Below are 22,256 nucleotides of genomic sequence, written 5' to 3' on the forward strand. Positions count from 1 at the left end.
GCGGCTGCTAGATGCAATTAGGACCCATTTGCAGAACGGGAGGCGTGGGTGGAAGGGGGCTTGGGGGAGGAGGGAGAGGGGAGCGGGGAGGAGGGCAGAGGGAGAGGGAGCAGGTGGGCTTGGGAAGGAGGGGGCAAACTGCGATGCCGAGCCCGTCGCGCCGGCCCGGCCGGCGGCGCCGGCACGCGCCGTGCCGGCGCAGGTACCCAATCCGGTCTATGCCGCCCCGGTGCAGAACCAGTCACGCCAGAGGGGACGCAGCGCGGCAGTGACGCGTCCTGCCCGCGGCGGCAATATTGCACCGGACGGGACCAGCGATGAGGCGCGGTGGTATCTGGCGAATTGTAGCTGGGGCGCACTGCTGGACAGCGACAGCGACGGGGTGCCGTGTGAGGCGATCTGACGGTAGAAGAACTACAGAAGTAGTCCTTGGCCACCACTTTGCGTGTCTTTCTGCCCCTCGGAGAAAACCTTATGGCGAGGAATTGCTGAAAAATCGCACATAATACCCAATATTGATCTTGCGTTTGCAGGCATGGATGAAATTAATACATCGCCCATTCCAAATGATATTTTGTCAAAACTCCTGGCTGCCTCAAATAGATCGTTTGATCTTTCTCTGGATGAGAAATATTCTGCGATAATATCTGCGCGCAGATCTGAAAACTGCGCGTCAAGACTTTTGACTATTTTGTTTCGTATCACCTCGCCGTTGTCGATGCTCGAAGACACCAAGTTCAAAACACGATTCAAAAGGGACACAACCCTGCCAGAGTTGCTTTCCCCATATATGACACCGCGCAGAATAAATTCTTGGCGTTCCTGATCAGTAGAAAACTCCACCGGCTGAAGGGCCATATCAAGCGCCACACAACATACTCCTGCGGCCTGCAGCATACAGCGCAGCGCAATGTTCCGATGTTGTGGCCTAGTAATCAGCCGCTCAGCAAAAAACCGAAAGTGATTTGCGGACTTATTAAAAGCCTGAAACGCATTGCCGCTGATCAGCGAAGAACGTGCGTCCTCAAGTCGAGCAATCCAATCTCCGTCAATTTTTTGGGATTCGTAGGAACGTATTTGCTGTTGGAAGTCCTCTAGGCTGAGTCTCGTAGCGAGAGCGCTATGGACGGATTCCGTCGCAATTGTCGCGCGTGTAATCAGGTGGATCCCATGCTCTGCAGCAAATCGGTTCGCGGCATCGCTGCCATCGGTGGTGGCAATAATCCCCCTGTCCGCAGATAGTATGGTCTTCAGTCCTGTAACCCACAAAACTCTCTCAAAAGCGCGCGGCGACTTCTTAGATTTCACATCAATGATGGACCGCGACCTAGCGCTTCCGAGCCGCCGGTAGAGCCAAACATCAATATCGGTAACAGCGTTTCCTTGGGCCTTAAAAGGCACACTTCTGACGGCGAAGTAGCCCTCCTGATTGAAAAATTCTCGAACCAGCTCTTCGAGAGTTTCGCCTTTCCCTGCCGCCATCTCAGTCTCCGGTCCTAATACTTTCCAGGGCATCAGTCACGAAGCGCTGGTCATTGACAGTTTTGCGTTGTCGCACTTCTGACCTACTATCTTCCGGTCCCTTAAAGGAGCGTGCCGGTGTCGTGCCGAGTGTCAACGATTCTTCGGCGGCATTTTTCCCCTCTATGATGGCCAGCGCCAATTCTCCCACATCTTTCTTCAGGAGTTTCATCCTAAATCGGCCAGCGCCTGCGGGGATGACTTGGATCACGCCTCGACGTTCTACCTCTTTGTAGTCCTCGCCAATCGCTCTAACGGGCTTCTCGTCGCCAACTACCCCTCCATTGACCAGCTTTCTTATCAGCAGCTTCGGGAGGGATATTTGGCCGCGAGTATAGCTGCTTCGTTCCATTCCGTACGTGAACGAGGCCAGCAACGCCTTTGCGTCATCCACTGGGTCTTCTTCAAACGGACGTCCATAACGCTGAAAGGCAGTTGGCGATGCGACATACCCAACGCCCTCCGTGCTATTGTTGACTTCCATCCTGTCCAAGAATCCCACGCTCAATAGGCGTTCGAATAAATCGCGACCAAGTATGCGAATAACGTCCGCCTCATAAGTTGCGCCCGACTTTTCCAGCATTTCGCGTACCTCGTTAATCTTCACCGCTTCTCCCTCGGGAAGCGACTGCAGAAGGTAGTACGCCTTCTTAGCAACAGCGGCATCTCTAAATAGATTTTGGCTAAACAGTATAACTTTATCGCGATATTGTTCTTGGTCTATTAGTGCGGCGTCTTTTGCGACGTCCAAAAGCCCTGATACGTGGCTCGATGCCAAATGGAATTCGTCTGAAATGCGTTGTTGTATTTCTGCTCGGTCTTCTGGTCGATCAGAAATGGCGGCAGACGTCGCTAATATTGCCTGCTCGTCGGATGTATTGTTTTCCTCAAAAATTGCCGCCGTTGTTTCCAGAACAATTCTCGTTGTGGCGCCTAAGACTTCTACAGTCCCATCGGTGCCAACGCTAACCATGCCCTGCTGGACCAACAGACGTAGGCCTTCTCTGCGAGCGCTTACTGTGATTCCATTTAACTGGCATAGATGTTGGACCGTGGCAGCAGGAACCTCAATTGACTGAGCCCCGTTGGTCTCGCGACGTAGTACGTTCAACAGTCTGCCCACGGTGCCTGAGAAGTGTATATTCTCGAACCGGTTAGCGCCCGTAGCGAGGTCTAGCTTTCGAGAATGAGCTAGAAGCCAAGCGCCTTTTTCTTTCTGATCCAATTGTGCCCCCCCGACCTGATACTGCTAGTAACATCCTTCCAGTTTATTGAGTAGCCATCCAAGTGGTCGTTGACGGCTAGGACCTGCGGGCCTCATCGCTGTTTATCGCCAAGGATGGTCTTAGGCTGAATTGATGATGGGGCGTAGCGGCCGGCCGGCCGCATCGGAGCTTCGGCTTACGACCGGCGGCGGGAATGCTAGACTCAGGCTCGCATAAGATTGGAGACACACATATGCGCTGGTTCTTGCGTATCTTCGGCGTCATCGCGGTACTGCTCGGGCTGTTGTGGCTGGTGCAGGGGCTGGGGTTGGTGACGATTCCGCCGATCCTCTGCGTCGCCGATTGCGAGACGCTGACCGGGCCGGACCTGTTCTGGGCGATTGCCGGGCTGGTGCTGGCGCTGGCGGGCGTGGCGGCGCTGGTGTGGTCGCGGCGGTAGGGCCGGGTGAGGTGTCTTCGAGCCTTGAACTGAAGGATGCTCTCGACGCTCCGCGGGCGCGCAACCATCTCAGGATGGGTCCCGGCCTGCGCCGGGATGACATCGGGGGTGGGGGAAGGCCGGTGGTATTGCAGGTGCAGGAAGTGTAGAGCCCTCGGGTCCTCGGGTCAGGCCGGAGGATGCCCGAGGGTGACGGGCGGTGGGTGGGACGCAAGAAGATACCCCTCATCCGCCCTTCGGGCACACGCCATTCGAGCATAGCTCTCATGGCCTCTTCCGCTCAGATTGGTCCACCGGACCAATCTGGCCCTATGGGCGCGCTCCATAGTCCCTCAAGGGGAGAAGGGGGGCGGTGCGCTTGGCGAGGTTAGTTCACCTCGCCAGACAGCGTATCCAGCTCCATCTCCCGCAGGCGCTTGACCTCATCCCTGAGCCGCGCCGCCTTTTCGAATTCCAGGTTGGTCGCGGCTTCGCGCATCTGGGTTTCGATGTCCTTGATGACGGCGGCGAGGTTGGCGCCGACTTCAACGCGTTCCTTGCCGTCGCGGCCTTTGCCGATCGATACCGTGACGTGGTCGCGCTCGTAAACAGAGTCGACGATGTCGTGGATATTGGAGCGGACCGAGGCGGGGGTGATGCCGTTGGCCTCGTTATAGGCCACCTGCTTTTCGCGGCGGCGGCCGGTTTCGGCCAGCGCGCGCTCCATCGAGCCGGTGATGCGGTCGGCGTAAAGGACCACCTTGCCGTCGACGTTACGGGCGGCGCGGCCGATGGTCTGGATCAGGGAGGTTTCCGAGCGCAGGAAGCCTTCCTTGTCGGCGTCGAGGATCGCCACGAAGCCGCATTCGGGGATGTCGAGGCCCTCGCGCAGCAGGTTGATGCCGACCAGCACGTCGAAGGCGCCGAGGCGGAGATCCCTGATGATTTCGATGCGCTCGATGGTGTCGACGTCACTATGCATGTAGCGGACGCGAATGCCCTGCTCGTGCAGATATTCGGTGAGGTCCTCGGCCATTTTTTTGGTGAGGACGGTGAGCAGGGTCCGGTAGCCGGCCTTGTTGACCTGGCGGATCTCGTCGACCACGTCATCGACCTGGTTCTTGGCCGGGCGGATTTCGACCGGGGGATCGATCAAGCCGGTGGGGCGGATGACCTGTTCGGCGAAGACGCCGCCGGTCTGCTCCATTTCCCACTTGCCCGGCGTGGCCGAGACATAGACCGATTGCGGCCGCATGGCGTTCCATTCCTCAAAGCGCAGCGGGCGGTTGTCCATGCAGCTTGGCAGGCGGAAGCCATATTCGGCCAATGTTGCTTTACGACGGAGATCGCCGCGATACATGGCGCCGAGCTGGCCGATGGTGACGTGGCTTTCGTCGACGAAGACGAGCGCATTGTCAGGGAGATATTCGAACAGGGTCGGTGGCGGCTCGCCCGGCTTGCGGCCGGAAAAGTAGCGCGAATAGTTCTCGATGCCGGCGCAGGAGCCGGTGGCTTCCATCATTTCGAGATCGAACAGGCTGCGCTGTTCCAGCCGCTGGGCCTCGAGGAACCGGCCGGCGCCGTTGAGCTCCTGCAGGCGGGCATTGAGCTCCTGCCGAATCGCCTTGATGGCCTGGTTCATCGTGGTGCGCGGCGTCACGTGGTGGGAATTGGCGAAGACGCGGATGAAGGTGAGGTCGGCCGATTTCTTGCCCGTGAGGGGGTCAAACTCGGTGATGGACTCGATCTCGTTGCCGAACAGGGACACGCGCCAGGCGGCGGCTTCATAGTGGGCGGGGAAGATTTCCACCGTGTCGCCACGCACCCGGAAGGTGCCGCGCACAAAACCGGTATCGCCGCGCTTGTATTGCAGTGCCACCAGCTTGGCGAGCAGCTCGCGCTGGTCGATCTTCTGGCCCTTCTGCACGTCGATGGTCATGGCGGTGTAGTCTTCGACCGAGCCAATGCCATAGATGCAGGAGACCGAGGCGACGATGATGACGTCATTGCGCTCGAGGATCGCCCGCGTCGCCGAGTGGCGCATGCGGTCGATCTGCTCGTTGATGGTGGATTCCTTCTCGATATAGGTATCGGTCCGCGGGACGTAGGCCTCGGGCTGGTAGTAGTCGTAATAGGAGACGAAGTACTCGACCGCATTGTCGGGGAAGAAGCTCTTGAACTCGCCATAGAGCTGGGCGGCCAGGGTCTTGTTGGGAGCCAGGATCAGCGCCGGGCGGTTGGTGGCGGCGATGACCTGCGCCGCGGTGAAGGTCTTGCCCGAGCCGGTGACGCCGAGCAGGACCTGGTCGCTCTCGCCATTGTTGACGCCTTCCACCAGCTCGGCAATGGCGGTGGGCTGATCGCCGGCCGGAATATAGGGCGTGACCATGCGGAAGGGCTTGCCGGCATCGCGCTTGAGGTTGGACTGGGCCTTGTGCGGCACCCAGGGGGAACTGCCTTCCACCTCCTTGCGGCCATGCAGGATGATCTGTTCGAGCGCCATGACGGTGGCGGTGACGCCGACGGTTTCGGCGCCCTCGACGGTGCGGGATGAGCCGGCCTTGGACTTGGCGCTGGCCATGGCCGTGCGCAGCTTGCCCTCGGTTTCGGGATTCTGGCTGGTGCTGGCGCCGGTGGAGGGCACATGGCCGAAGCCGGCCTGCGGGCTTTCGCCCATGCCGTCGAAATCGACGCGGTCGACGGAATTGATCTTGGTCTTGGACGACTTGGCCGACATGCCGGTGGCGGTGTCGTTGGACGACTTGGTGGTGCGGCGCTTTTCCAGCGCGGTCTTCTTCCTGGCGGCGGTTTCGAGCGCCTTGCGGGCATCCTCGAGCACCTGCTCGGCATCGGCCGCGACCTTCTGGTCGGCCCGGTCCAGCGCGCGCTTGTTGCGCATGCGCTCGGCGTAAAGCGGCTTGCTGGCCAGGATATCCTCGGCCTTCTCGATCTCGCCGAGGAAGTCGTCGATGGAAAAATCAGCTTTGCCCGGACGGGCAGATTTGTCGGCCATGGGAAGACACCGGGGGTCGGGGGAGCAGCGCATATGGGGAACGGCGCGCGCCAATGCAATGTTCCGCTGAGCTTAACCGCTAACGAACACAGAGGGAACAGGGCTGCTGACAGGGGGTGTCAGGAGCGGCGCGACAAAGCCAGCGCCCGGGCAGGGCGCTGGCTGGGGTGTGGACTCGTTGTGGCTTAGTCGGCATTGGAGACGCGGATGATGGCCGAACTGTTGGTCTGGCGGTCCTCGGTCACCGCATAGATGGCGCCATCGGGGCCCACGCGGACGTCGCGGACGCGGGCCTCGAGCGGGATGCGCTCCTCGAAGGCGACGCGATCATCGTCGCCCAGATGGACGACGACCAGACCGGTGGTGACCAGGCCTCCAATGATGAAGGTGTTGTCCCAGTTGGGGAACTCGTCGCCTTCATAAAGCGCCATGCCGGAGGGGGCGATCACCGGATCCCAGTAATAGACCGGCTGCTGGGTCTCGCCATCGGCGGTGATGCCCGCGCCAATGGCGTCGCCGCTATATTCGACGCCATAGGCCACGTCGGGCCAGCCATAGTTGAGGCCGGCTTCGGGCCGGTTCAGCTCATCGCCGCCGCGGGCGCCATGTTCCACCAGCCAGAGGCGGCCATCCGCATCGAGCGCGGCGGACTGCACATTGCGGTGGCCCAGGCTCCAGATCTCGGGCAGGGCGCCTTCGGTCTCGGCAAAGGGATTGCCGTCGACGGGTTCGCCCTCGGCGGTAATGTGGAACACCTTGCCGAAGCCGCTGGCCAGTTCCTGGGCCTGGACGCGGGTGACGTCGTCGGAGCGCTCGCCCACGGTGATGTAGAGCGAGCCATCCGCATTGGGCACGATACGCGAGCCGAAGTGCTTGTCGCCGTCATAGGTGGGCTGCTGGGCGAAGATGGTGGTGACATCCTCAAGCGTGCCGCCGCCCTGCTCGTCGAGCACCAGGGTCGCGGACGCGACGGTGGTGCCATTGCCGCCCTCGCGGGGCTCGGCATAGGAGAAGTAGATGCGGCCGCTATCGGCAAAATCGGGCGCCAGGGCGACGTCGAGCAGGCCGCCCTGGCCGCGAGCATCAACCTCTGGCACGCCGGCAATGGCCGGACCGGCCGCGCCGTCCTCACCGATGACATGCAGGGCGCCCTGCTTGGCACTGACCAGCATGCGGCCATCGGGCAGGAATTCCATGGCCCAGAGCAAAGGCAGACCTTCAGCCACAGTTTGCGTGGTGGTGGTGACGGGCTCGGCCGGCTGGGGCGCGCGGGTCTGTTCGGGGAAGGCGGGCTCCTGGTCGGGGGCATTGGCGGGCTGGGTTTCAACCGGCTCGCCGGGCGCCGCTTCGGTGCCCTCCGCCGGGGCGGCGCCATCGGCCTGTTCGGGCGGGGCGGTTTCGGTGGTTTGGGCCAAAGCCGGGGTCAGCAGAAGGGTCAGCGACAAGGCGGTGCCGGTCAGCAGGCGACTGGTGTTGAGCATGGTTTTCCCATCCAAGATTTTGAATCCATTGATTTTTCGCACAGCGTGCCGTGCGGGGCTCAAGGACTAAGGACGGGAGAGGCCCTATCGTTGCGTGGGGGGCGGTCACTAAAAACGGAGCGGACAGACTGATTTGGCGGGAGGCCCGGCAGCGCTGACCCAAAGCGGTCCGCGCGCCGTATGAGAGCGGTGGACACAAAACCGAGAGCGGCGATGACCCGGAACAATCAACTGCTGGCCAGTGCGCTGACGCTGGCCGGCGTGGCGCCGATCTGGCTGCTGCTGGCGGCGCGGCTGGCACTGGACGCGCCCGCGCTGGCGCCGCTGGCGCTCGGCTATGGCGCGGTGATCGCCAGCTTTGTCTGTGGCGTGCATTGCGGGCTGTTCATGGGGCAGAGCGAGCGCGTGCCGGTCAACCTGCTGGTGACCAGCAATGTCGGGGCGCTGCTGGCCTGGGGTTTTCTGGCGCTGGGACAGGTCTGGGTTAGCGGCGCTGCCATTGGCCTGGCGCTGCTGCTGGCCGTGCTGCTGGCGCTGGACGGGGTGCTGCTGCAACAAGGCAGCGTCGAGCCCTGGTTCCGGCGGCTGCGCTGGATGGCTAGCGTCGGCCTGGGACTTGGCCTCGTGGTGTGGGGGCTGGCATGAGCCGGGTGGCGATTATCGGGGCAGGCATTGGCGGGATGGTGCTGGGCCAGATGCTGGCCAAGAGTCATGACGTGGTGGTGTTCGAAAAGGGCCGCGGGGTGGGCGGGCGGATGGCGACGCGGCAGGCGCCGGGCTTTGCCTTCGACCACGGAGCACAGTTTTTCACCGCCCGGGACCCGCGCTTCGTCGCGCTGGTGGAGCGGGCCAGGGCGGAAGGCGCGGTGGGAGAATGGACGGCGCCGATTGCCAGCCTTGGCGCGGATGGCCGCCTGAGCCTGGCACCACCGCGCGAGCCGCATTATGTCGGCATGCCGGGGATGAACAGTTTCGTGCGGGCGCTGGCGGATGGAGTCGAGGTCCGCAGCGGCGTCGATGTGGCACCGCTGACGGCGCGGGGCCACGATGGCTGGGCGCTGACCGATAGTGCTGGCACCGCGCTGGGGGCGTTCGATTGGGTGATCTCGAGCACAACGCCGCACCAGACGCGGGCGCTGTTTGCCGATACGGGGACCGATGCCGGCGTGCTGGACGGGGCGGTCATGCTGCCCTGCTATGCGCTGCTGGTCGGCTTTGAAGCGCCGCTCCAGCGCGACTGGGGCATGGTGCGGATCGAGAGTGGTCCGCTGGCGCTGGTGGTCAACAATGCCAGCAAGCCGGGGCGTGACGCGGGGGTGGGCACGCTGGTGGTGCATTCAAGCAGCGCCTGGGCGCAGGGCCAGCTCGACGCCGACCCGGCGCTCACTGAGGCCGGCATGGTGGCGGCCCTGCGCGACGCGCTGGACATCGATGCCGAGACGGCCGCGTTCCGGGCGCTGCACCGCTGGAAATCGGCGCGGCTGGAGGGGGAGGCGAGCCTTGCGCCGTTTATCGACCGGGAACGGGGGCTGGCGGCTACGGGCGACTGGACCACGGGCAGCCGGGTGGAGAATGTGGCGCTGAGCGCGCTGGACCTGGCGGGGATGGTAGGGTGACCCCCACCCAACCCACCCCCTGAGGGGCGTGCGGTGGGTCGCTTCCGCCTGTCGAAACCACGCCGGGTCGCGCGTTGTGACAGTATAGACGTGTGAGTGACGGAGCAGATGCAGATGAGCATGACGACACTGGGATGTGCCTGCGGGACGATGCAGCTGGAGCTTGAAGGAGCGCCCGTCGTGGTGGTGCAATGCCATTGCACGTCCTGCCGCATGGCGGCGCAGCGCCTGGCGCAGTTGCCGGGGGCGCCGGCGGTGACCGGGGCGCCGGACGGTGTCGACTATGTGCTCTATCGCAAGGATCGCCTGCGCATCACCAAAGGGCGTGAGACGCTGCGGCATTTCCGACTTGGACCCAAGAGTAAGACGCGGCGGGTGATCGCCAGCTGCTGCAACAGCCCGGTGCTGGTCGAGTTCAGCGGCGGGCACTGGGCCAGCCTCTATGGCACGCTATGGCCGGCGGGCACGCTGCCGGCGCTCGACCTGCACACTATGACCGGCGACCGCGTGGACACCACGCCACTCGATGACGGCGTGCCGGCGGGGCGTTGGGCGACGACAAAATTCTTCGCCGCGCTGCTGGGCGCCGGGATCGCCATGGGGTTTCGGGTACCGGCATTGGCGGCGGAGACGGAGGAGGTTGTGCTGGAGTGAGGGGGGCGGAGTATGCGGCTCCCCCCTCCACCGGCTTCGCCGGTCCCCCTCCCCCGCAGGCGGGGGAGGATACCCTCCACTGGCCCGGATCACGTCGGGGACTGGCCCGCCATTCGACCACAGGTCTCATGGCCTTCTCGCCTCAAATCGCGCCACTGGCGCGATTTGCCGCCCAAGGCGGACGGCTCGAAGCGCCGCAGGCGGGGGAGGTGACGCCGGGCAGCGGAACGCCTGGACGCCCTGAACAGCCGGTTCATGTCCAGTTCAGGGCGGGGGGCGCTATCTGGGGGCAACGGGGTCAGCGGACCCCACAGCTTTCAGGAGACAATCCATGCGCTTACAGAAGAAAATCATCTCGATCGCCCTGGCCGGCAGCGTGCTGATCGGCATGGCCGGCGCGGCGATGGCGGCGCAGGCCGTGGTCACCAGCAATGTCAATGTGCGCTCGGGCCCCGGCACCGGCTATAGCCAGGTCGACGTGCTGCGCCGCAACCAGGTGGTGGAAGTCACCGGCTGCCGCGGCGGCTGGTGCTATGTGGAAAAGCGCGGTCCGGACGGCTGGGTCTCGGCCAATTACCTGCAGGGCGCGCGCGGACAGTCCACGGTGCGGCCGGGCGTGAACTTCTCGTTCAGCTTCGGCACCCCGCCCGCGCCGCCGCGGGTGATCCGGCCGGCTCCAGACCGGGATGGATGGGACCGCTACGATGACCGCGATGGGCGCGGTGGCTGGGATCGCCGGGATCGGGACGGCTGGTACCGCTAGGCTTTGGTTAGCCCAAGACCATGATGCGCCGCCTGGGCAACCGGGCGGCGTTTTGCCGTCAGGCTCAGCGCAAGGCGCGCAGGGCGTTGAGGATGACGGCGACATCGATGGCCTCCTGCAGCAGGGCACCCTGCACGGGGGGCAGGTAGCCCAGGGCGGCGGCGATCATGGCGGCCAGTGACAGGCCGAGCCCGACAAAGACGCTTTGCAGGGCGATGGTGCGGGTGCGCTTGGCGATGACGATGGCCTTGGCCAGCGGCGCCAGGGCATCGACCAGCAGCACGACGCCGGCGGCCTCCGAAGAGGCGGCGGCGCCGCGGGCGCCCATGGCGACGCCGATATCGGCCGCGGCCAGAGCGGGGGCGTCGTTGACACCGTCACCGACCATCATGACGAGGCCGGCGGCGGATTTTTCGCGGGTCAGCAAAGCCAGCTTGTCGGCGGGCCTGAGATCGCCCAGGGCGGCATCGACGCCCAGCTCGACGCCGATGGCTTGGGCGATGTCGGCACGGTCACCCGAGGCCAGCACGATGCGGCGGACGCCGGCGGTGCGCAGGGCGGCCAGCGACGCCACGGCATCGGGGCGGATGCCATCCTGCAGCAGGATAAGGCCGAAGGGGTGGCCGTCGACGGCGACGGCGACGGTCATGGCGGCGCGCGGCAGGCCGGCGGTCAGCTGGGCAAAGCTGCCCCGGCTGAGCTGGGCGGTGACGTAGTCGAGGCCGCCGACCACGGTGAGCCGGCCATCGACCTGGCCGAGCAGACCCTCGCCGGCCTGTTCGACGGCGCCGGCGGGATTGGAGAGGGGCAGTGCGCGCGCGGCGGCGGCCTGGACGAGGGCGGTGGCGACGCTGTGGCCAGAGGCCTGGTCAAGGCTGGCAGCGCGATAGAGCACGTCGTCCTCGGTGACGCCGGGGACCGGTCGGATGGTGGTGACGGCGGGCAGGCCCGCGGTGAGCGTGCCGGTCTTGTCGAGAATGGCGGTATCGACGCGGGCCAGGGCCTCGAGCATGCCGCCATGCTTGACCAGCACGCCGATGCGGGCGGTGCGCGAAAGGCCGGAAATGATGGCGACGGGCACGGCCAGGATCAGCGGGCAGGGGGTGGCCACGACCAGCACGGCCAGCGCGCGCAGCGGGTCCTGGCTGAGGAGCCAGGCCGCGCCGGCCAGCAGCACGGTCAGCGCCAAGAACCACATGGCATAGCGATCGGCCAGCCGGGCCATGGGTGCCTTGCTGGACTGGGCGGCCTCGACGAGGCGGACAATGCCGGCATAGGTGCTGTCGGCGGCGGGGCGGGTGACGAGCAGATCGACGGGGTCGCCGCTGAGGGTGGCGCCGCTCAGTGCCTCGGCGCCGGGCAGCAGGTGGACGGGCAGGGATTCCCCGGTCAGCGCCGACATGTCGAGCGTGGCGCGGCTGCCGGCAATGGTGCCATCGACCGGCAGGACCTCGCCATGGCGGATCAGGAGGCGATCGCCCGGCAGGATGGAATCGATAGGGACTTCCTCGAGGCCGCTGTCGGCATAGCGCATGGCGGTGTGGGCGACGCGGCCGAGCAGGGCGGTCATTTCCTGGCGGGCGCGGCCGGCGGCGAAGGTCTCGAGCAATTGGCCGCCGGCATACATCAGGGCCACGACATTACCGGCCAGCGGCTCGCCAAAGAGCAGGGCGGCCGACATGGACAGAGCGGCGACGATGTCGAGGCCGACATCGCCGCGGCGCAGGGCGCGCACGATCTGGAGCAGCAGGCCGGCCAGGACCGGGGCGGTGCCCAGCGTCCAGGCCAGGCCGGCGCCGGTCTCGCCGGCAAAGTGCAATGCGGTGCCGGCTGCCAGGCCCAGCAAAGCGATGGCAAACAGGAGGGCGTCGTAGTGGCGCTGCAGCAGCTGGGTCAGGGCAGAAATGGCCAGTCTCCGGTGGCGTGTCGATACACGGGCACGAAGGCTAGCACGGCTGGGCCCGTTCCCGTGTGACGTGGATCAACCTGCCGGCGGGAATGGGCTAGAAGGTCATGACCGGGCGCACCTCGACGGCGCCGAGCGCGGCCATGGGAATGTTGCGGGCAATCTCCATGGCGGCCTCCGCATCGGCGACATCGACGAGAATAAAGCCGGCCAGCACCTCCTTGGATTCGGCATAGGGCCCGTCGGTTATGATGGCCTGGCCCTGGCGCACCCGCACGGTGCGGGCGGCTTCGCGCCCGACCAGGGCTTCGGCGGCGACGAAGACGCCGCGCTCCATCAGCGATTGGTCATAGGCCCAGGAGCGCTTGCCGATCTCGGCCCAGTCGGCCTCGCTCTGGCGGGCGGCGAGATCGTTGTCGACGATGACGGTGCAGAGAAATTTCATGGTGCAATCCCTTGGCTGAAAGGCGAAGCGGCGTCGGCGTGGTGGACCGCCTTCATGCGGTCCTGCAGGTTCGACGCCGGAGCGGGGGCCAATTCGACATTGCCGCAGAATATTTGTGATCGGCGCGGCGTCAACAGCGCGGGCCCCGGTGGCAGGGCGTTTGCGGGCGCCGGCATTGCCTGAAGGCGCTATATTATTCCCAGACCCGCATTATTTCGCGAATGTGACGGATCATTATGGCGCGCCAGCTGTTTCATTGCCACGGGTCAGCCCGGTATCAACGAATATGGAAGTGGCATCGTCATGAAGCCCAAGACAGTTGTTCTCGTGGTCGAAGACGAAGCGCTGGTGCGCATGGATATCGTCAGCCAGCTGGAGGACGAGGGTTTTATCGTGCTGGAGGCCGAAAATGCCGACGTCGCCATCCCGATTCTGGAAGGCAATACGGCGATATCGATCCTGTTTACCGATATCGACATGCCCGGCTCGATGGATGGCCTGAAATTGTGTGCGGCCGTGCGGGATCGCTGGCCGCCGGTCAAGATCGTGGTGACCTCGGGCCATCGCGTGGTGGAAATCACCGACATGCCGGATGGCAGCGTGTTTCATGCCAAGCCCTATCGTCATGCCGAGGTAATCGCCTCGTTCCGCGAGCTGACCGCGCTCAGCTGAGACAGCCGCGCAGCCCCCTGCTGCGGCGACTATTTTGGTGCGATACAGCACCCTTACGACTTATCCATGTTGATCCAGTCCCGGCTTTGCGGCATGAACTTTGTTCAAGCCGGAGTCTGTCCTTGCCCATTTCAACGTCTGCCTTCGTCCGCACCACCACGCTGCTGCTGATCGTCGGATTTCTGGCGCTTGCCGGCATTCTGGGCACGACGATCTGGCTGGTCGAGCGCAGCCAGGTCTATTTCAACGAGGTGGTCGAGGCCCGCGATGCCCGCACCACCACGGTTGACCTGCGCACGGCGCTGCAGGATGCGGAAACCGGGCAGCGCGGCTTCATCATTACCGGGGAGGAGAGCTATCTCGAGCCCTACCAGGCCGCCTCCGACACTATCGCGGCGCGGCTCGCCGAGCTGGAACGGGTCCTGCTGCCCTATCCGCAGGCGGTCGAGCCCATGGCCAAGCTGCGCGACGATATTGCGCTCAAGCTCGCCGAAATGGCCCAGACCGTGGACCTGATGCGCGCCGGCCAACGCGAGGCGGCGATCGCCGTGGTGCGGACCGATGCGGGCAAGGCGGCGATGGACCGCTCGCGGCAGTTTTTCGATGCGCTGATCCGTGCCGCCGACGAGCGCCTGACCACGGGCGTGGCCGACCAGCGCGCGGCCACGACGGCGCTGCGCTGGGTGACGGTGATCGGCGCCTTCGTGATCTTCGTCGTGGTGGGCGGAGCCGCCTGGACGGTGGTGACCTATACGCGGGAAATCGCGGCGGCGCGGCGCGAGATCGAGGCGGCCAAGGAGAACCTCGAGGCGCGGGTGATCGAGCGCACCTCGGATCTGGGGCGGGCGAACGAGGAAATCCAGCGCTTTGCCTATATCGTCACCCATGACCTGCGGGCGCCGCTGGTCAACATCATGGGCTTTACCAGCGAGCTGGAAACCAATGTGGGCATCCTGTCGGCCTATATGGCCGCGGCCCAGGCCGGCGAAGGCGCCGCCGACGGCGGCAGCGGCGGCAGCACGGCGCCCAGCTTTGACGAGGCCCGGGTGGCGGCCACCGAAGACCTGCCCGAAGCCATCGGTTTCATTCGCGCAGCGACGCGCAAGATGGACGCGCTGATCAACGCCATTCTCAAGATTTCCCGTGAGGGCAGGCGGCAGCTCAAGCCGGAAAGCCTTGACCTGCCGGAGCTGGTCGGGGCCAGTGCCGACGCCATCCACCACCAGGTGGCCGATAATGGCGGATTGGTCAGTGCCGACATCGCCGTGCCACAAATCGTGTCGGACCGACTGTCGCTGGAACAAGTGCTGGGCAATCTGCTCGACAATGCCGTCAAGTACCGCCATGCCGAGCGACCGCTCGAGGTCGCGATTACGGCCAGCCATGTGCCGGGCAACCGGGTAAAGATTGCAGTCAAGGACAATGGCCGCGGCATTGCCAGCACCGACCATGAGCGGGTGTTCGAGCTGTTCCGGCGCTCGGGCGTGCAGAGCCAGCCGGGCGAGGGCATCGGGCTGGCGCATGTGCGCACCATGGTGCGCAGCCTGGGCGGCGATATTACCCTGGCGTCCGAACTGGGTGTCGGCACCACCTTCACCATCGATCTTCCGCGCGACCTGCGCAGCCATCTTGGGAGCCAAGGCAAATGAGCAATGACGGCAAGCCCGTAACGATCATCATGATCGAGGACGACGAGGGCCATGCCCGCCTGATCGAAAAGAACATCAGGCGCGCCGGCGTCTCCAACCAGATCATTCCGTTTACCGACGGCACCTCGGCGCTGGAATTCCTGATGGGCCCCGACGGCACCGGCGCCGCCAACAAGGGGCGCCAGCTGCTTGTGCTGCTTGATCTCAACCTGCCCGACATGACCGGGGTGGATATCCTGGAAAAGGTCAAGGGCAACGAACACACGCGCCGTTCGCCGGTCGTGGTGCTGACCACGACGGACGACCAGCGCGAGATCCAGCGCTGCTACGACCTGGGCGCCAATGTCTATATTACCAAGCCGGTGGACTATGAGGGCTTTGCCAATGCCATCCGCCAGCTCGGCCTGTTCTTTGCCGTAATGCAAGTGCCAGAAACCGAATAGAATGCCCAATCGCACCCCGAACATTCTCTATGTCGATGACGACCCGGGCCTGGCACGACTGGTGCAGAAGGCGCTGGAGCGGCATGGCCACAGGTTCGAGCATGTGACGTCGGGCGAGGCGGGGCTCCAGCGCATTGCCGACGGCGGCGTGGATGTGGTGGTGCTCGACCACTACCTGCCCAGCGGGACGGGGCTGGACGTGCTGGCGCAGCTGGTCGGCCTGCCGGACAAGCCCGCCGTGGTCTATGTCACCGGCTCGGTGGAGACGGCGGTGGCCATAGCCGCGCTCAAGGCCGGGGCGACCGACTATGTGCACAAGACGGTCGACGAGGATTTCCTGCACCTGCTGATCTCGGCGGTGGACCATGCCGTGGCGCTGATGAGCCTCAATCGCGCCAAGATGCAGGCGGAACGCGACATGCGCGATGCGCGCGAGCGCGCGGAAATGCTGCTCGGCGAGGTCAATCACCGGGTGGCCAACAGCCTGGCCATGGTGGCCTCGCTGGTCGGGCTGCAGGCCAATGCCATCGACAATGAAGAGGCCAAGGGCGCGCTGCGGGAGACCCAGGCGCGCATCCAGGCCATCGCCGGCGTGCACCGGCACCTCTATACGTCCGACGACGTGCGCATGGTGCAACTGGACGAGTATCTGCGCAGCCTGGCAGCCGAGCTCGAAACCACGATGCGGGCCAGTGGCGGGGCGACCCAGATCAGCCTGAGCATTGCGCCGCTCAACCTGCCCACCGAGAAGGCGGCGACGCTGGGCGTGATCGTCACCGAACTGGTGACCAATGCGCTCAAATATGCCTATGCGCCGAGCTATCCGGGCGAGGTCCGCATCGCCATGCATACCGGCGATGGTGAATATGCGCTGACCGTGGAGGATGACGGGGTGGGCTATGACGGCACCGGGGTGCCGCAGGGTACCGGACTGGGCAGCCGGCTGGTCAAGGCGATGGCCGCCGGCCTGGGCGGCAGGGTCGCCTATGCCCGGCTGGCGCAGGGCACGCGCGCCACGCTGTCGTTTCCGGCCTAAGCACAGGGAAAACAGGCCACGCGCTGTCCCATCCTGATGCCCCGCCGGGCGGGGCCAAACCGGGCGCGGGCCCTGTGCGCCGCAGGGTCTAGCCGGCCACCGCTGGCGTGCGGCGCCGGTGCGGCGCCAGGACGAGCGTCTCCAGCAGCGCCAAAAGGCAGAGGGCCATGAGGGCGGCCAGGGTGCTCAAGACCACGCGCTGCAGCACGATCTCTATCGTGTCGCGATTGGTGAAGCTGGACATGACGATGATGGCGGTGACCGAACAGGCGAACTGATAGGTCACGGCGGAGCGCGCGCCGTCGAACATCTTGGCGGTAAAGTACAGCGTGGCCAGGGTCATGGCGGCGACCAGCAGCGGCCAGTGCGGCATGAGGCGATAGGCCAGCAGGATCAGCATGGCAACCGCCGCGCCGATCAGGGTGGCCGACAGGCGCTCGATGACCTCGCGGCGGCGCATGGCATGGTCGGACTGCCCCAGCACATAGGCCACCATGATCGGCATGATGATCAGATTGGTGTCGGCCGCAGCGCAGCAATAGAGCAGAACCGGCGCGAAGATGGCGCTGCGCAGCGCCAGGTCGAGCAGGGGCCGGGCGGGCCGGTGCGGGTCGCTGAGCGGGATGTGGATGCGCCTGGTTGCCGGGGGAAAGACCAGATTGAGCACGATGATGAGAACGGTGAGCATGGCGCCGGTCATGGCCATGCTGTCGCGCATGGCGATGAGCGACTGATCGGAGGTGACCGCGGCAATCGAGAGCATGGTGGGAATGACGATGACGACGACGCCGGCCGGTCCGGCGCGAAATAGCATCAGCGCCAGGCCCGCGGCGCAGAGGGCAATGAACAGGGCGGTGAACAGCAGCGGCTCACCCAGCGTGGCGGTGGCCAGATAGCTGACAAGCCAGGCCAGGAGGGGAATGATCAGGGGCACCATGGCCCGGCGCAGATCAAAGGCGCCGCGCTGGCCTGACAGCAAGGCCAAGGCAAAGGCGGCCGGCAGCATGGGCACGGTGATGCCCAGGGGCTCGGCGAGCACGACAGCCAGGCCCGTGCCCAGCGCGGTGCGCACGGCGAACCACGGATCCTCGGCGCGGTCTACCTTGGTGAGCTGTTCCATGACCTTGCCCTCAGTTGAGGCCCGCGAGCCAGGATTTGACCTGCATCAGACCGCTGGCAATGGTGGGGATGAGGCCCTCGGTGCCATTGGCGAAAATGGTGATGCTGGCCTCCGAACCGAGACGCAGGTTGGCGGGCAGGGCGGCATCGTCGAGAACGACGCGCACCGGAATCTTGCGGGCCGGGGGAAACCAGCGCGTATCGCTGCTGGACTGCGCCAGGCCGCCGACGCTGTTGCGGCCGCTGCTGATGCCCCAGGCAATGCTTTCGACCTTGCCGGCAAAGACGCGGCCGGGGGCGGCCTCGAAGATGACCTGAACGGCATCGCCCGGCGCGACATCGACCAGCTGATTTTCCCGGAAATCGCCGATCAGCGCCCTGGTGGCGGGATCGATAAAGGTCATGGCGGCCTGGCCGGCGGTGGCAAACTGGCCGGTGGCCAGCGACAGATTGGTTATATAGCCGTCCACCGGCGCCAGGACCGTGGTGTTGTCCAGCGCGAAGCGGGCCTTTTCGACGGAAGCGGCGGCGCTGCGCAGTTGAGGGTTGGACTCGCCGGCCGGTCCGGCCTGGGCCTGGGCGCGGCCGACATCGGCGCTGGCGGCGGCAATGGCGGCCTGGGCGCTGTCATAATCGGCATTGGCCTGATCGAACTTGGCCCGGGCTATGGTGCCGGTGGCGAAGAGTTCGACCGCGCGGTCACGCGCCTGGGTAGCGCTGGTGGCCTGGACCCTGGCGCGGTCGAGCTGGGCCTGGGCGGCCGCGACGGCGGCATTGGTGGCGCCAAGGCTCTGCACGGCCTGGTCCTGCTGGGCCTCGGCCAAGGCCAGATCCATCCGGAAGGTGGTGTCATCGATGGTGAACAGCGGTTGGCCGGCCTTCACCTCGGCATTGTCCTGCACCAGGACGGCACTGACGGGGCCGGCGATGCGCGGGGAGATCTGGGTGACCAGGGCGGTGATGGAGGCGCCGCTGGCAAAGGGCGTATGCCGATCGGCCAGGGGATACCAGACGGCGAGGCCAACCAGGATGGCGACGATGACCATGCCCGCCCGGGCTGCGGGGCTGCTGCGGCGGGTCGCCGGCCGCGCGTCATCGGTGTCGGCTGCACGGGGTTCAGCGGCGGGGCCGGCGGCGCCAGGGAAATGAGGAGCGGTGGCGGTAGAAACGGACATGGGGGCCTGCTGAGGGTTAGTGCGAGCGCCGTATATAGCGGCATTGATATAGCTCTACAATAGAGTTATATGATTTTAGAGTTAAAAGAATGAACAGCCAGGGAGACGAGCGTGAGCGCGCCGCGGACAGTCGAGACAGCCACAGGCGACCTGATGCAGCGCCTCTTGCTGGAGGTGCAGCGGTTTGACCGGCAGATCGCCGACCAGATTGGCATCAACGCCACCGATCTGCTCTGCCTGGCCTGGGTCGAGCGGGCCGAACAGCCGGCGTCGGCCAAGGCCCTGGCGGCTTTTCTGGGCATATCGACGGGATCGACCACCGCGCTGATCGACCGGCTGGAGAAGCGCAAGCTGCTGGCGCGGGCGCCGCATCCGACGGATCGACGCGGGCTGTCGCTGCAGCCGGGGCCGGCAGTGGGGCAGCCTGAAATCCTGGCGGTGCGGACGCAGTATCGCGAACTGATGCAAGCGGCGTGGTCGGGATTCAGCGCGGCGGAGCTGCTGGTGGTGCAGCGTTTTCTGGTGGCGACGATCGCCGCGATGGAGGAACAGATCGTCAAGTTCGGGCCGTCTTGACCCCGGCCATGGATAGAGCCTTGCCAAAGGGCTGGTTTCCTGCGACAACGGCACTACGTTTTCAGCCTAAGTCGGCTGCCCTGATACCGGTTTTCCGGTCGTGGCTACAGACTCTATCGTGCGAACGTGCTTTCCGGATGGCATGCTGCCTCCGGACAATCGCTCGTCCGCATGCGACACGAGCCTACTATCAGGATGCAAAATATGTCCACCATCACCGGTACCGTCAAGTTCTTCAACGCCACCAAGGGCTTCGGCTTCATTTCGCCAGAAGACGGCGGCAAGGATGCCTTCGTTCACGTTTCGGCTGTCCAGCGTTCGGGCCTGCAGGGCCTGTATGAGAACGACAAGGTCACCTACGAGCTCGAGACTGGCCGCGACGGCAAGGTTTCGGCAACGAACCTGACCCTGCTCTAGTCTTTCCAGACTATACCGAAGGCCATCGTGTGAAAACACGGTGGCCTTTGGCTTGTCCGGCTTCCGCCAGCGCCGCCCTTCGGGGCGGCGTTGCCGTTTGTGCGCACCGGCGTAGAATCGAAAAAGGCGCCCACCGGAGTGGACGCCCTTCAGGGAGGAGCGGGTAGGTGGCTTAGCGCACGCGGACCGAGACGATGTAGTCGTCGAAGTCACCCAGCGAGGAGGCGCTGGTCGTATAGGTGCGGCAGCTGCGATAGTTGGGCTCGGAACAGACCTGGACGCTGTAGCCGCCAGGATTGTCGATCGAGGAGATGCGGTCGGCCCAGCTGCGCAGGTCGCGGGTACTGTCGCCCGAGGCCAGGCAGAAGGAATCGCCGCGATAGTTGCTGCGGTCGAAGAAGCAGACTTCGTCGATGACCGGCTGGATCACCGGGGGACGGCCGGGGCGACCTGGCCGCTGTGGCTCGGGCTGGTTGCCGACACCGAAATTGATGCTGGGGCCACCCGGGATCTGGATGCCGAAGGAAGCCCCAGGCTGGGTCGGGCTGACCGAGCCGCCGCCGGTGCTCAGATAGGTGGAGGAAACCCAGCCGTCCGGGCCGGCCTTTTCAATATAGCACCAAGAACCCTGGCACTGCTGCACGTCAACGCGCTCGCCGCGGCGAGCCGTGGCGACGACGGCGTAATTGGTGCCGGGGCCCGAGCGGACATTGACATTGCTGGTGACGGTGCCGGGGGCGGCATAGGCGGCCGGCAGGAAAACCACCAGGGCAGTCGCGGCAACGGCGACACCGGTGGCGATGTTGAGCAGCATTTTACGGTTGGTACGATTCATGGGGGTCTCCGCGTCGTGTCCCCGACGGAGCCTGCTGAAGCAGAGCTCGGGTCAGTCACGGCATGTTCATGGTGATGAAACGGGCAGGTGAAACGAAAAGTTCCCCGCCGGGTGAAATGTTCAGATCGGTTGCTGGTGTCGTGGTCTCCGGCAGGCAGAAGCAGGCTGTTGCGTCCAGAAATCACAGGGCAACTGAACGCCAGCTGAACGGATCAGTCAGCTTTGACCGGCAGCGGGGCGATGGCGCGCTTGCTGCCGTCCTCGCCGAGCGCAACATAGACGAAGCGGCCATCGGTAACCTTGACGCGATCAGCCAGGCGATCACGCCGGGCCCAGGCCTCGATGGCCACGGTGATCGAGGTGGTGCCGACCCGCTCGATGGTGGTGTAGACGCAGAGCACGTCGCCGACCTTGACCGGGGCGATGAAGGTCATGGCCTCGACGGCCACGGTGACGACGCGGCCCTGGCTGCGTTCGACGGCGGCAATCGCGCCAGCAATGTCCATCTGGCTCATCACCCAGCCACCAAAAATGTCGCCGGCCGGATTGGTATCGGCGGGCATGGCCAAGGTGCGGATGGTGAGGGCGCCGGCGGGTTCGATGGTGGTGATGGTCATGCGGCAGGTCCTTTTGCCGGCCAGCGGCCGATGGCTTCTTCCCAATGCTTGCGGCACAGCGAGACATAGACGGACTTTTCGATCGAGACCTGCTCGCCCTGGGCGAGCACGCGGCCATCGGCGCTCTGGCGGACCACCATGGTGGCCTTGGCGCCGCATTCGCAGATGGTGCGAATCTCGCGCAGCACATCGGCGATGGCAAGCAGTTCGGAGGAGCCCGGAAAGAGCTTGCCCTGGAAATCCGTGCGCAGGCCAAAGCACATGACGGGAATCTTGAGGCGATCGGCGACACGGGCCAGCTGCCAGACCTGATCGGGGTCAAGGAACTGGGCCTCGTCGACAAAGACGCAATCGACCTTGCCGGTTTCGAGGTGCTCGCGCACGGCCTGGTAGAGATCGTCATCACCGGAATAGAGCTCGGCCGGCTCGGAAATGCCGATGCGCGAGGCGATGACGCCAATGCCGTCCTGGGCATAAAGGCCGCTGGTATAGAGCAGCGGGCGCATGCCGCGCTCGCGATAGTTATAGGCTGCCTGCAGCAGCAAGGTGGACTTGCCGGCATTCATCGCAGCATAGGAGAAATAGAGTTTGGCCATGATGGCCCCGTTGTGCCGGAGCGCTGGCGGGCAGGCGAGCGCAAAGAATGCTGCTCCACAAAAAAAGGCCGCCACGAG

The 22,256-nt window shown here is 64.8% G+C and carries 22 protein-coding genes; 11 read left to right on the forward strand and 11 right to left on the reverse strand.

The genetic code is table 11. The annotated features are described in order from the left end of the window. Positions 1 to 414: 414 nt before the first annotated feature. Together AC4NN3_RS08170 and AC4NN3_RS08175 are read right to left on the reverse strand one after the other, a co-directional pair. Positions 415 to 1,482: a restriction endonuclease gene (locus AC4NN3_RS08170; protein WP_491926607.1), complete on the reverse strand. Its 1,068-nt coding sequence runs from the start codon at positions 1,480 to 1,482 to the stop codon at positions 415 to 417. Position 1,483: 1 nt separating this feature from the next. Beyond that, the gene (locus tag AC4NN3_RS08175) at positions 1,484 to 2,509 is read right to left on the reverse strand and encodes a hypothetical protein (protein ID WP_491926608.1); all 1,026 of its coding nucleotides are present in this window, start codon (positions 2,507 to 2,509) and stop codon (positions 1,484 to 1,486) included. A gap of 470 nt (positions 2,510 to 2,979) precedes the next feature. Here AC4NN3_RS08175 and AC4NN3_RS08180 point away from each other — a divergent pair, with 470 nt between their 5' ends. Beyond that, positions 2,980 to 3,186 carry a hypothetical protein gene (locus AC4NN3_RS08180; RefSeq protein WP_491926609.1) on the forward strand — a complete coding sequence of 69 codons (207 nt, stop codon included), beginning with the start codon at positions 2,980 to 2,982 and terminating at the stop codon, positions 3,184 to 3,186. 367 nt (positions 3,187 to 3,553) lie between these two features. On the opposite strand, the gene uvrB is transcribed toward AC4NN3_RS08180, so the two are convergent. Continuing rightward, on the reverse strand, positions 3,554 to 6,064 hold the full coding sequence (gene uvrB / locus AC4NN3_RS08185; protein WP_491926916.1) for an excinuclease ABC subunit UvrB: 2,511 nt from the start codon (positions 6,062 to 6,064) through the stop codon (positions 3,554 to 3,556). 299 nt (positions 6,065 to 6,363) lie between these two features. Next, positions 6,364 to 7,659 (reverse strand): PQQ-dependent sugar dehydrogenase, encoded by a 1,296-nt coding sequence (locus AC4NN3_RS08190; protein WP_491926610.1) that lies wholly within the window; start codon positions 7,657 to 7,659, stop codon positions 6,364 to 6,366. Positions 7,660 to 7,872: 213 nt separating this feature from the next. Here AC4NN3_RS08190 and AC4NN3_RS08195 point away from each other — a divergent pair, with 213 nt between their 5' ends. The 4 genes from AC4NN3_RS08195 (at position 7,873) to AC4NN3_RS08210 (ending at position 10,692) form a co-directional block, all read left to right on the forward strand. After that, positions 7,873 to 8,304 carry a DUF3429 domain-containing protein gene (locus AC4NN3_RS08195; RefSeq protein ID WP_491926611.1) on the forward strand — a complete coding sequence of 144 codons (432 nt, stop codon included), beginning with the start codon at positions 7,873 to 7,875 and terminating at the stop codon, positions 8,302 to 8,304. Next, positions 8,301 to 9,275: an NAD(P)/FAD-dependent oxidoreductase gene (locus AC4NN3_RS08200; protein ID WP_491926612.1), complete on the forward strand. Its 975-nt coding sequence runs from the start codon at positions 8,301 to 8,303 to the stop codon at positions 9,273 to 9,275. Before AC4NN3_RS08195 ends, AC4NN3_RS08200 begins: the two co-directional genes overlap by 4 nt. Before the next feature lie 114 nt (positions 9,276 to 9,389). Next, positions 9,390 to 9,929, forward strand: coding sequence for a GFA family protein (locus tag AC4NN3_RS08205; RefSeq protein ID WP_491926613.1), 540 nt, complete (start codon positions 9,390 to 9,392; stop codon positions 9,927 to 9,929). 331 nt (positions 9,930 to 10,260) lie between these two features. Next, positions 10,261 to 10,692 carry an SH3 domain-containing protein gene (locus tag AC4NN3_RS08210; RefSeq protein WP_491926614.1) on the forward strand — a complete coding sequence of 144 codons (432 nt, stop codon included), beginning with the start codon at positions 10,261 to 10,263 and terminating at the stop codon, positions 10,690 to 10,692. A 64-nt stretch (positions 10,693 to 10,756) separates the two neighbouring features. Here the strand turns inward: AC4NN3_RS08210 and AC4NN3_RS08215 are convergent, their stop codons facing one another. Together AC4NN3_RS08215 and AC4NN3_RS08220 are read right to left on the reverse strand one after the other, a co-directional pair. After that, positions 10,757 to 12,538 (reverse strand): heavy metal translocating P-type ATPase, encoded by a 1,782-nt coding sequence (locus AC4NN3_RS08215; protein WP_491926615.1) that lies wholly within the window; start codon positions 12,536 to 12,538, stop codon positions 10,757 to 10,759. 157 nt (positions 12,539 to 12,695) lie between these two features. Then, positions 12,696 to 13,043 (reverse strand): YciI family protein, encoded by a 348-nt coding sequence (locus tag AC4NN3_RS08220; protein WP_491926616.1) that lies wholly within the window; start codon positions 13,041 to 13,043, stop codon positions 12,696 to 12,698. 303 nt (positions 13,044 to 13,346) lie between these two features. Here AC4NN3_RS08220 and AC4NN3_RS08225 point away from each other — a divergent pair, with 303 nt between their 5' ends. From AC4NN3_RS08225 to AC4NN3_RS08240, 4 genes are all read left to right on the forward strand, one after another. Then, positions 13,347 to 13,715 (forward strand): response regulator, encoded by a 369-nt coding sequence (locus tag AC4NN3_RS08225; RefSeq protein ID WP_491926617.1) that lies wholly within the window; start codon positions 13,347 to 13,349, stop codon positions 13,713 to 13,715. A 122-nt stretch (positions 13,716 to 13,837) separates the two neighbouring features. Further along, positions 13,838 to 15,364, forward strand: coding sequence for a sensor histidine kinase (locus AC4NN3_RS08230; protein WP_491926618.1), 1,527 nt, complete (start codon positions 13,838 to 13,840; stop codon positions 15,362 to 15,364). After that, positions 15,361 to 15,807, forward strand: coding sequence for a response regulator (locus AC4NN3_RS08235; RefSeq protein ID WP_193335159.1), 447 nt, complete (start codon positions 15,361 to 15,363; stop codon positions 15,805 to 15,807). Before AC4NN3_RS08230 ends, AC4NN3_RS08235 begins: the two co-directional genes overlap by 4 nt. Position 15,808: 1 nt before the next feature. Then, positions 15,809 to 16,843 carry a histidine kinase dimerization/phosphoacceptor domain -containing protein gene (locus AC4NN3_RS08240; RefSeq protein WP_491926619.1) on the forward strand — a complete coding sequence of 345 codons (1,035 nt, stop codon included), beginning with the start codon at positions 15,809 to 15,811 and terminating at the stop codon, positions 16,841 to 16,843. Between the two features lie 88 nt (positions 16,844 to 16,931). On the opposite strand, the gene AC4NN3_RS08245 is transcribed toward AC4NN3_RS08240, so the two are convergent. Both AC4NN3_RS08245 and AC4NN3_RS08250 read right to left on the reverse strand, forming a co-directional pair. Further along, positions 16,932 to 17,963 carry an FUSC family protein gene (locus AC4NN3_RS08245; protein WP_491926620.1) on the reverse strand — a complete coding sequence of 344 codons (1,032 nt, stop codon included), beginning with the start codon at positions 17,961 to 17,963 and terminating at the stop codon, positions 16,932 to 16,934. Between the two features lie 10 nt (positions 17,964 to 17,973). Continuing rightward, positions 17,974 to 19,137: an HlyD family secretion protein gene (locus AC4NN3_RS08250; protein ID WP_491926621.1), complete on the reverse strand. Its 1,164-nt coding sequence runs from the start codon at positions 19,135 to 19,137 to the stop codon at positions 17,974 to 17,976. A 111-nt stretch (positions 19,138 to 19,248) separates the two neighbouring features. Here AC4NN3_RS08250 and AC4NN3_RS08255 point away from each other — a divergent pair, with 111 nt between their 5' ends. Continuing rightward, positions 19,249 to 19,713 carry a MarR family winged helix-turn-helix transcriptional regulator gene (locus AC4NN3_RS08255; RefSeq protein WP_491926622.1) on the forward strand — a complete coding sequence of 155 codons (465 nt, stop codon included), beginning with the start codon at positions 19,249 to 19,251 and terminating at the stop codon, positions 19,711 to 19,713. A 204-nt stretch (positions 19,714 to 19,917) separates the two neighbouring features. Then, positions 19,918 to 20,130, forward strand: a complete 213-nt coding sequence (locus AC4NN3_RS08260; protein WP_137152574.1) for a cold-shock protein — start codon at positions 19,918 to 19,920, stop codon at positions 20,128 to 20,130. Between the two features lie 172 nt (positions 20,131 to 20,302). On the opposite strand, the gene AC4NN3_RS08265 is transcribed toward AC4NN3_RS08260, so the two are convergent. The 3 genes from AC4NN3_RS08265 to AC4NN3_RS08275 form a co-directional block, all read right to left on the reverse strand. Beyond that, positions 20,303 to 20,965: an SH3 domain-containing protein gene (locus AC4NN3_RS08265; RefSeq protein WP_491926623.1), complete on the reverse strand. Its 663-nt coding sequence runs from the start codon at positions 20,963 to 20,965 to the stop codon at positions 20,303 to 20,305. 212 nt (positions 20,966 to 21,177) lie between these two features. Then, positions 21,178 to 21,582, reverse strand: coding sequence for an acyl-CoA thioesterase (locus AC4NN3_RS08270; RefSeq protein WP_491926624.1), 405 nt, complete (start codon positions 21,580 to 21,582; stop codon positions 21,178 to 21,180). After that, the gene (locus tag AC4NN3_RS08275) at positions 21,579 to 22,178 is read right to left on the reverse strand and encodes a thymidine kinase (protein WP_491926625.1); all 600 of its coding nucleotides are present in this window, start codon (positions 22,176 to 22,178) and stop codon (positions 21,579 to 21,581) included. The genes AC4NN3_RS08270 and AC4NN3_RS08275 overlap by 4 nt, the downstream gene beginning before the upstream one ends. Positions 22,179 to 22,256 lie beyond the last annotated feature (78 nt).

It is taken from the genome of Devosia sp. MDV22-iso42 (assembly GCF_058629155.1).

What these genes read in the sequence shown, in the direction of transcription:
- AC4NN3_RS08170 (WP_491926607.1), bottom strand. Translation starts at nt 1,482, where the DNA reads ATGGCGGCAGGGAAAGGCGAAACTCTCGAAGAGCTGGTTCGAGAATTT.
- AC4NN3_RS08180 (WP_491926609.1), top strand. Translation starts at nt 2,980, where the DNA reads ATGCGCTGGTTCTTGCGTATCTTCGGCGTCATCGCGGTACTGCTCGGG.
- uvrB (WP_491926916.1), bottom strand. Translation starts at nt 6,064, where the DNA reads ATGCGCAACAAGCGCGCGCTGGACCGGGCCGACCAGAAGGTCGCGGCC.
- AC4NN3_RS08190 (WP_491926610.1), bottom strand. Translation starts at nt 7,659, where the DNA reads ATGCTCAACACCAGTCGCCTGCTGACCGGCACCGCCTTGTCGCTGACC.
- AC4NN3_RS08195 (WP_491926611.1), top strand. Translation starts at nt 7,873, where the DNA reads ATGACCCGGAACAATCAACTGCTGGCCAGTGCGCTGACGCTGGCCGGC.
- AC4NN3_RS08200 (WP_491926612.1), top strand. Translation starts at nt 8,301, where the DNA reads ATGAGCCGGGTGGCGATTATCGGGGCAGGCATTGGCGGGATGGTGCTG.
- AC4NN3_RS08205 (WP_491926613.1), top strand. Translation starts at nt 9,390, where the DNA reads ATGAGCATGACGACACTGGGATGTGCCTGCGGGACGATGCAGCTGGAG.
- AC4NN3_RS08210 (WP_491926614.1), top strand. Translation starts at nt 10,261, where the DNA reads ATGCGCTTACAGAAGAAAATCATCTCGATCGCCCTGGCCGGCAGCGTG.
- AC4NN3_RS08220 (WP_491926616.1), bottom strand. Translation starts at nt 13,043, where the DNA reads ATGAAATTTCTCTGCACCGTCATCGTCGACAACGATCTCGCCGCCCGC.
- AC4NN3_RS08225 (WP_491926617.1), top strand. Translation starts at nt 13,347, where the DNA reads ATGAAGCCCAAGACAGTTGTTCTCGTGGTCGAAGACGAAGCGCTGGTG.
- AC4NN3_RS08235 (WP_193335159.1), top strand. Translation starts at nt 15,361, where the DNA reads ATGAGCAATGACGGCAAGCCCGTAACGATCATCATGATCGAGGACGAC.
- AC4NN3_RS08240 (WP_491926619.1), top strand. Translation starts at nt 15,809, where the DNA reads ATGCCCAATCGCACCCCGAACATTCTCTATGTCGATGACGACCCGGGC.
- AC4NN3_RS08245 (WP_491926620.1), bottom strand. Translation starts at nt 17,963, where the DNA reads ATGGAACAGCTCACCAAGGTAGACCGCGCCGAGGATCCGTGGTTCGCC.
- AC4NN3_RS08250 (WP_491926621.1), bottom strand. Translation starts at nt 19,137, where the DNA reads ATGTCCGTTTCTACCGCCACCGCTCCTCATTTCCCTGGCGCCGCCGGC.
- AC4NN3_RS08260 (WP_137152574.1), top strand. Translation starts at nt 19,918, where the DNA reads ATGTCCACCATCACCGGTACCGTCAAGTTCTTCAACGCCACCAAGGGC.
- AC4NN3_RS08265 (WP_491926623.1), bottom strand. Translation starts at nt 20,965, where the DNA reads ATGAATCGTACCAACCGTAAAATGCTGCTCAACATCGCCACCGGTGTC.
- AC4NN3_RS08270 (WP_491926624.1), bottom strand. Translation starts at nt 21,582, where the DNA reads ATGACCATCACCACCATCGAACCCGCCGGCGCCCTCACCATCCGCACC.
- AC4NN3_RS08275 (WP_491926625.1), bottom strand. Translation starts at nt 22,178, where the DNA reads ATGGCCAAACTCTATTTCTCCTATGCTGCGATGAATGCCGGCAAGTCC.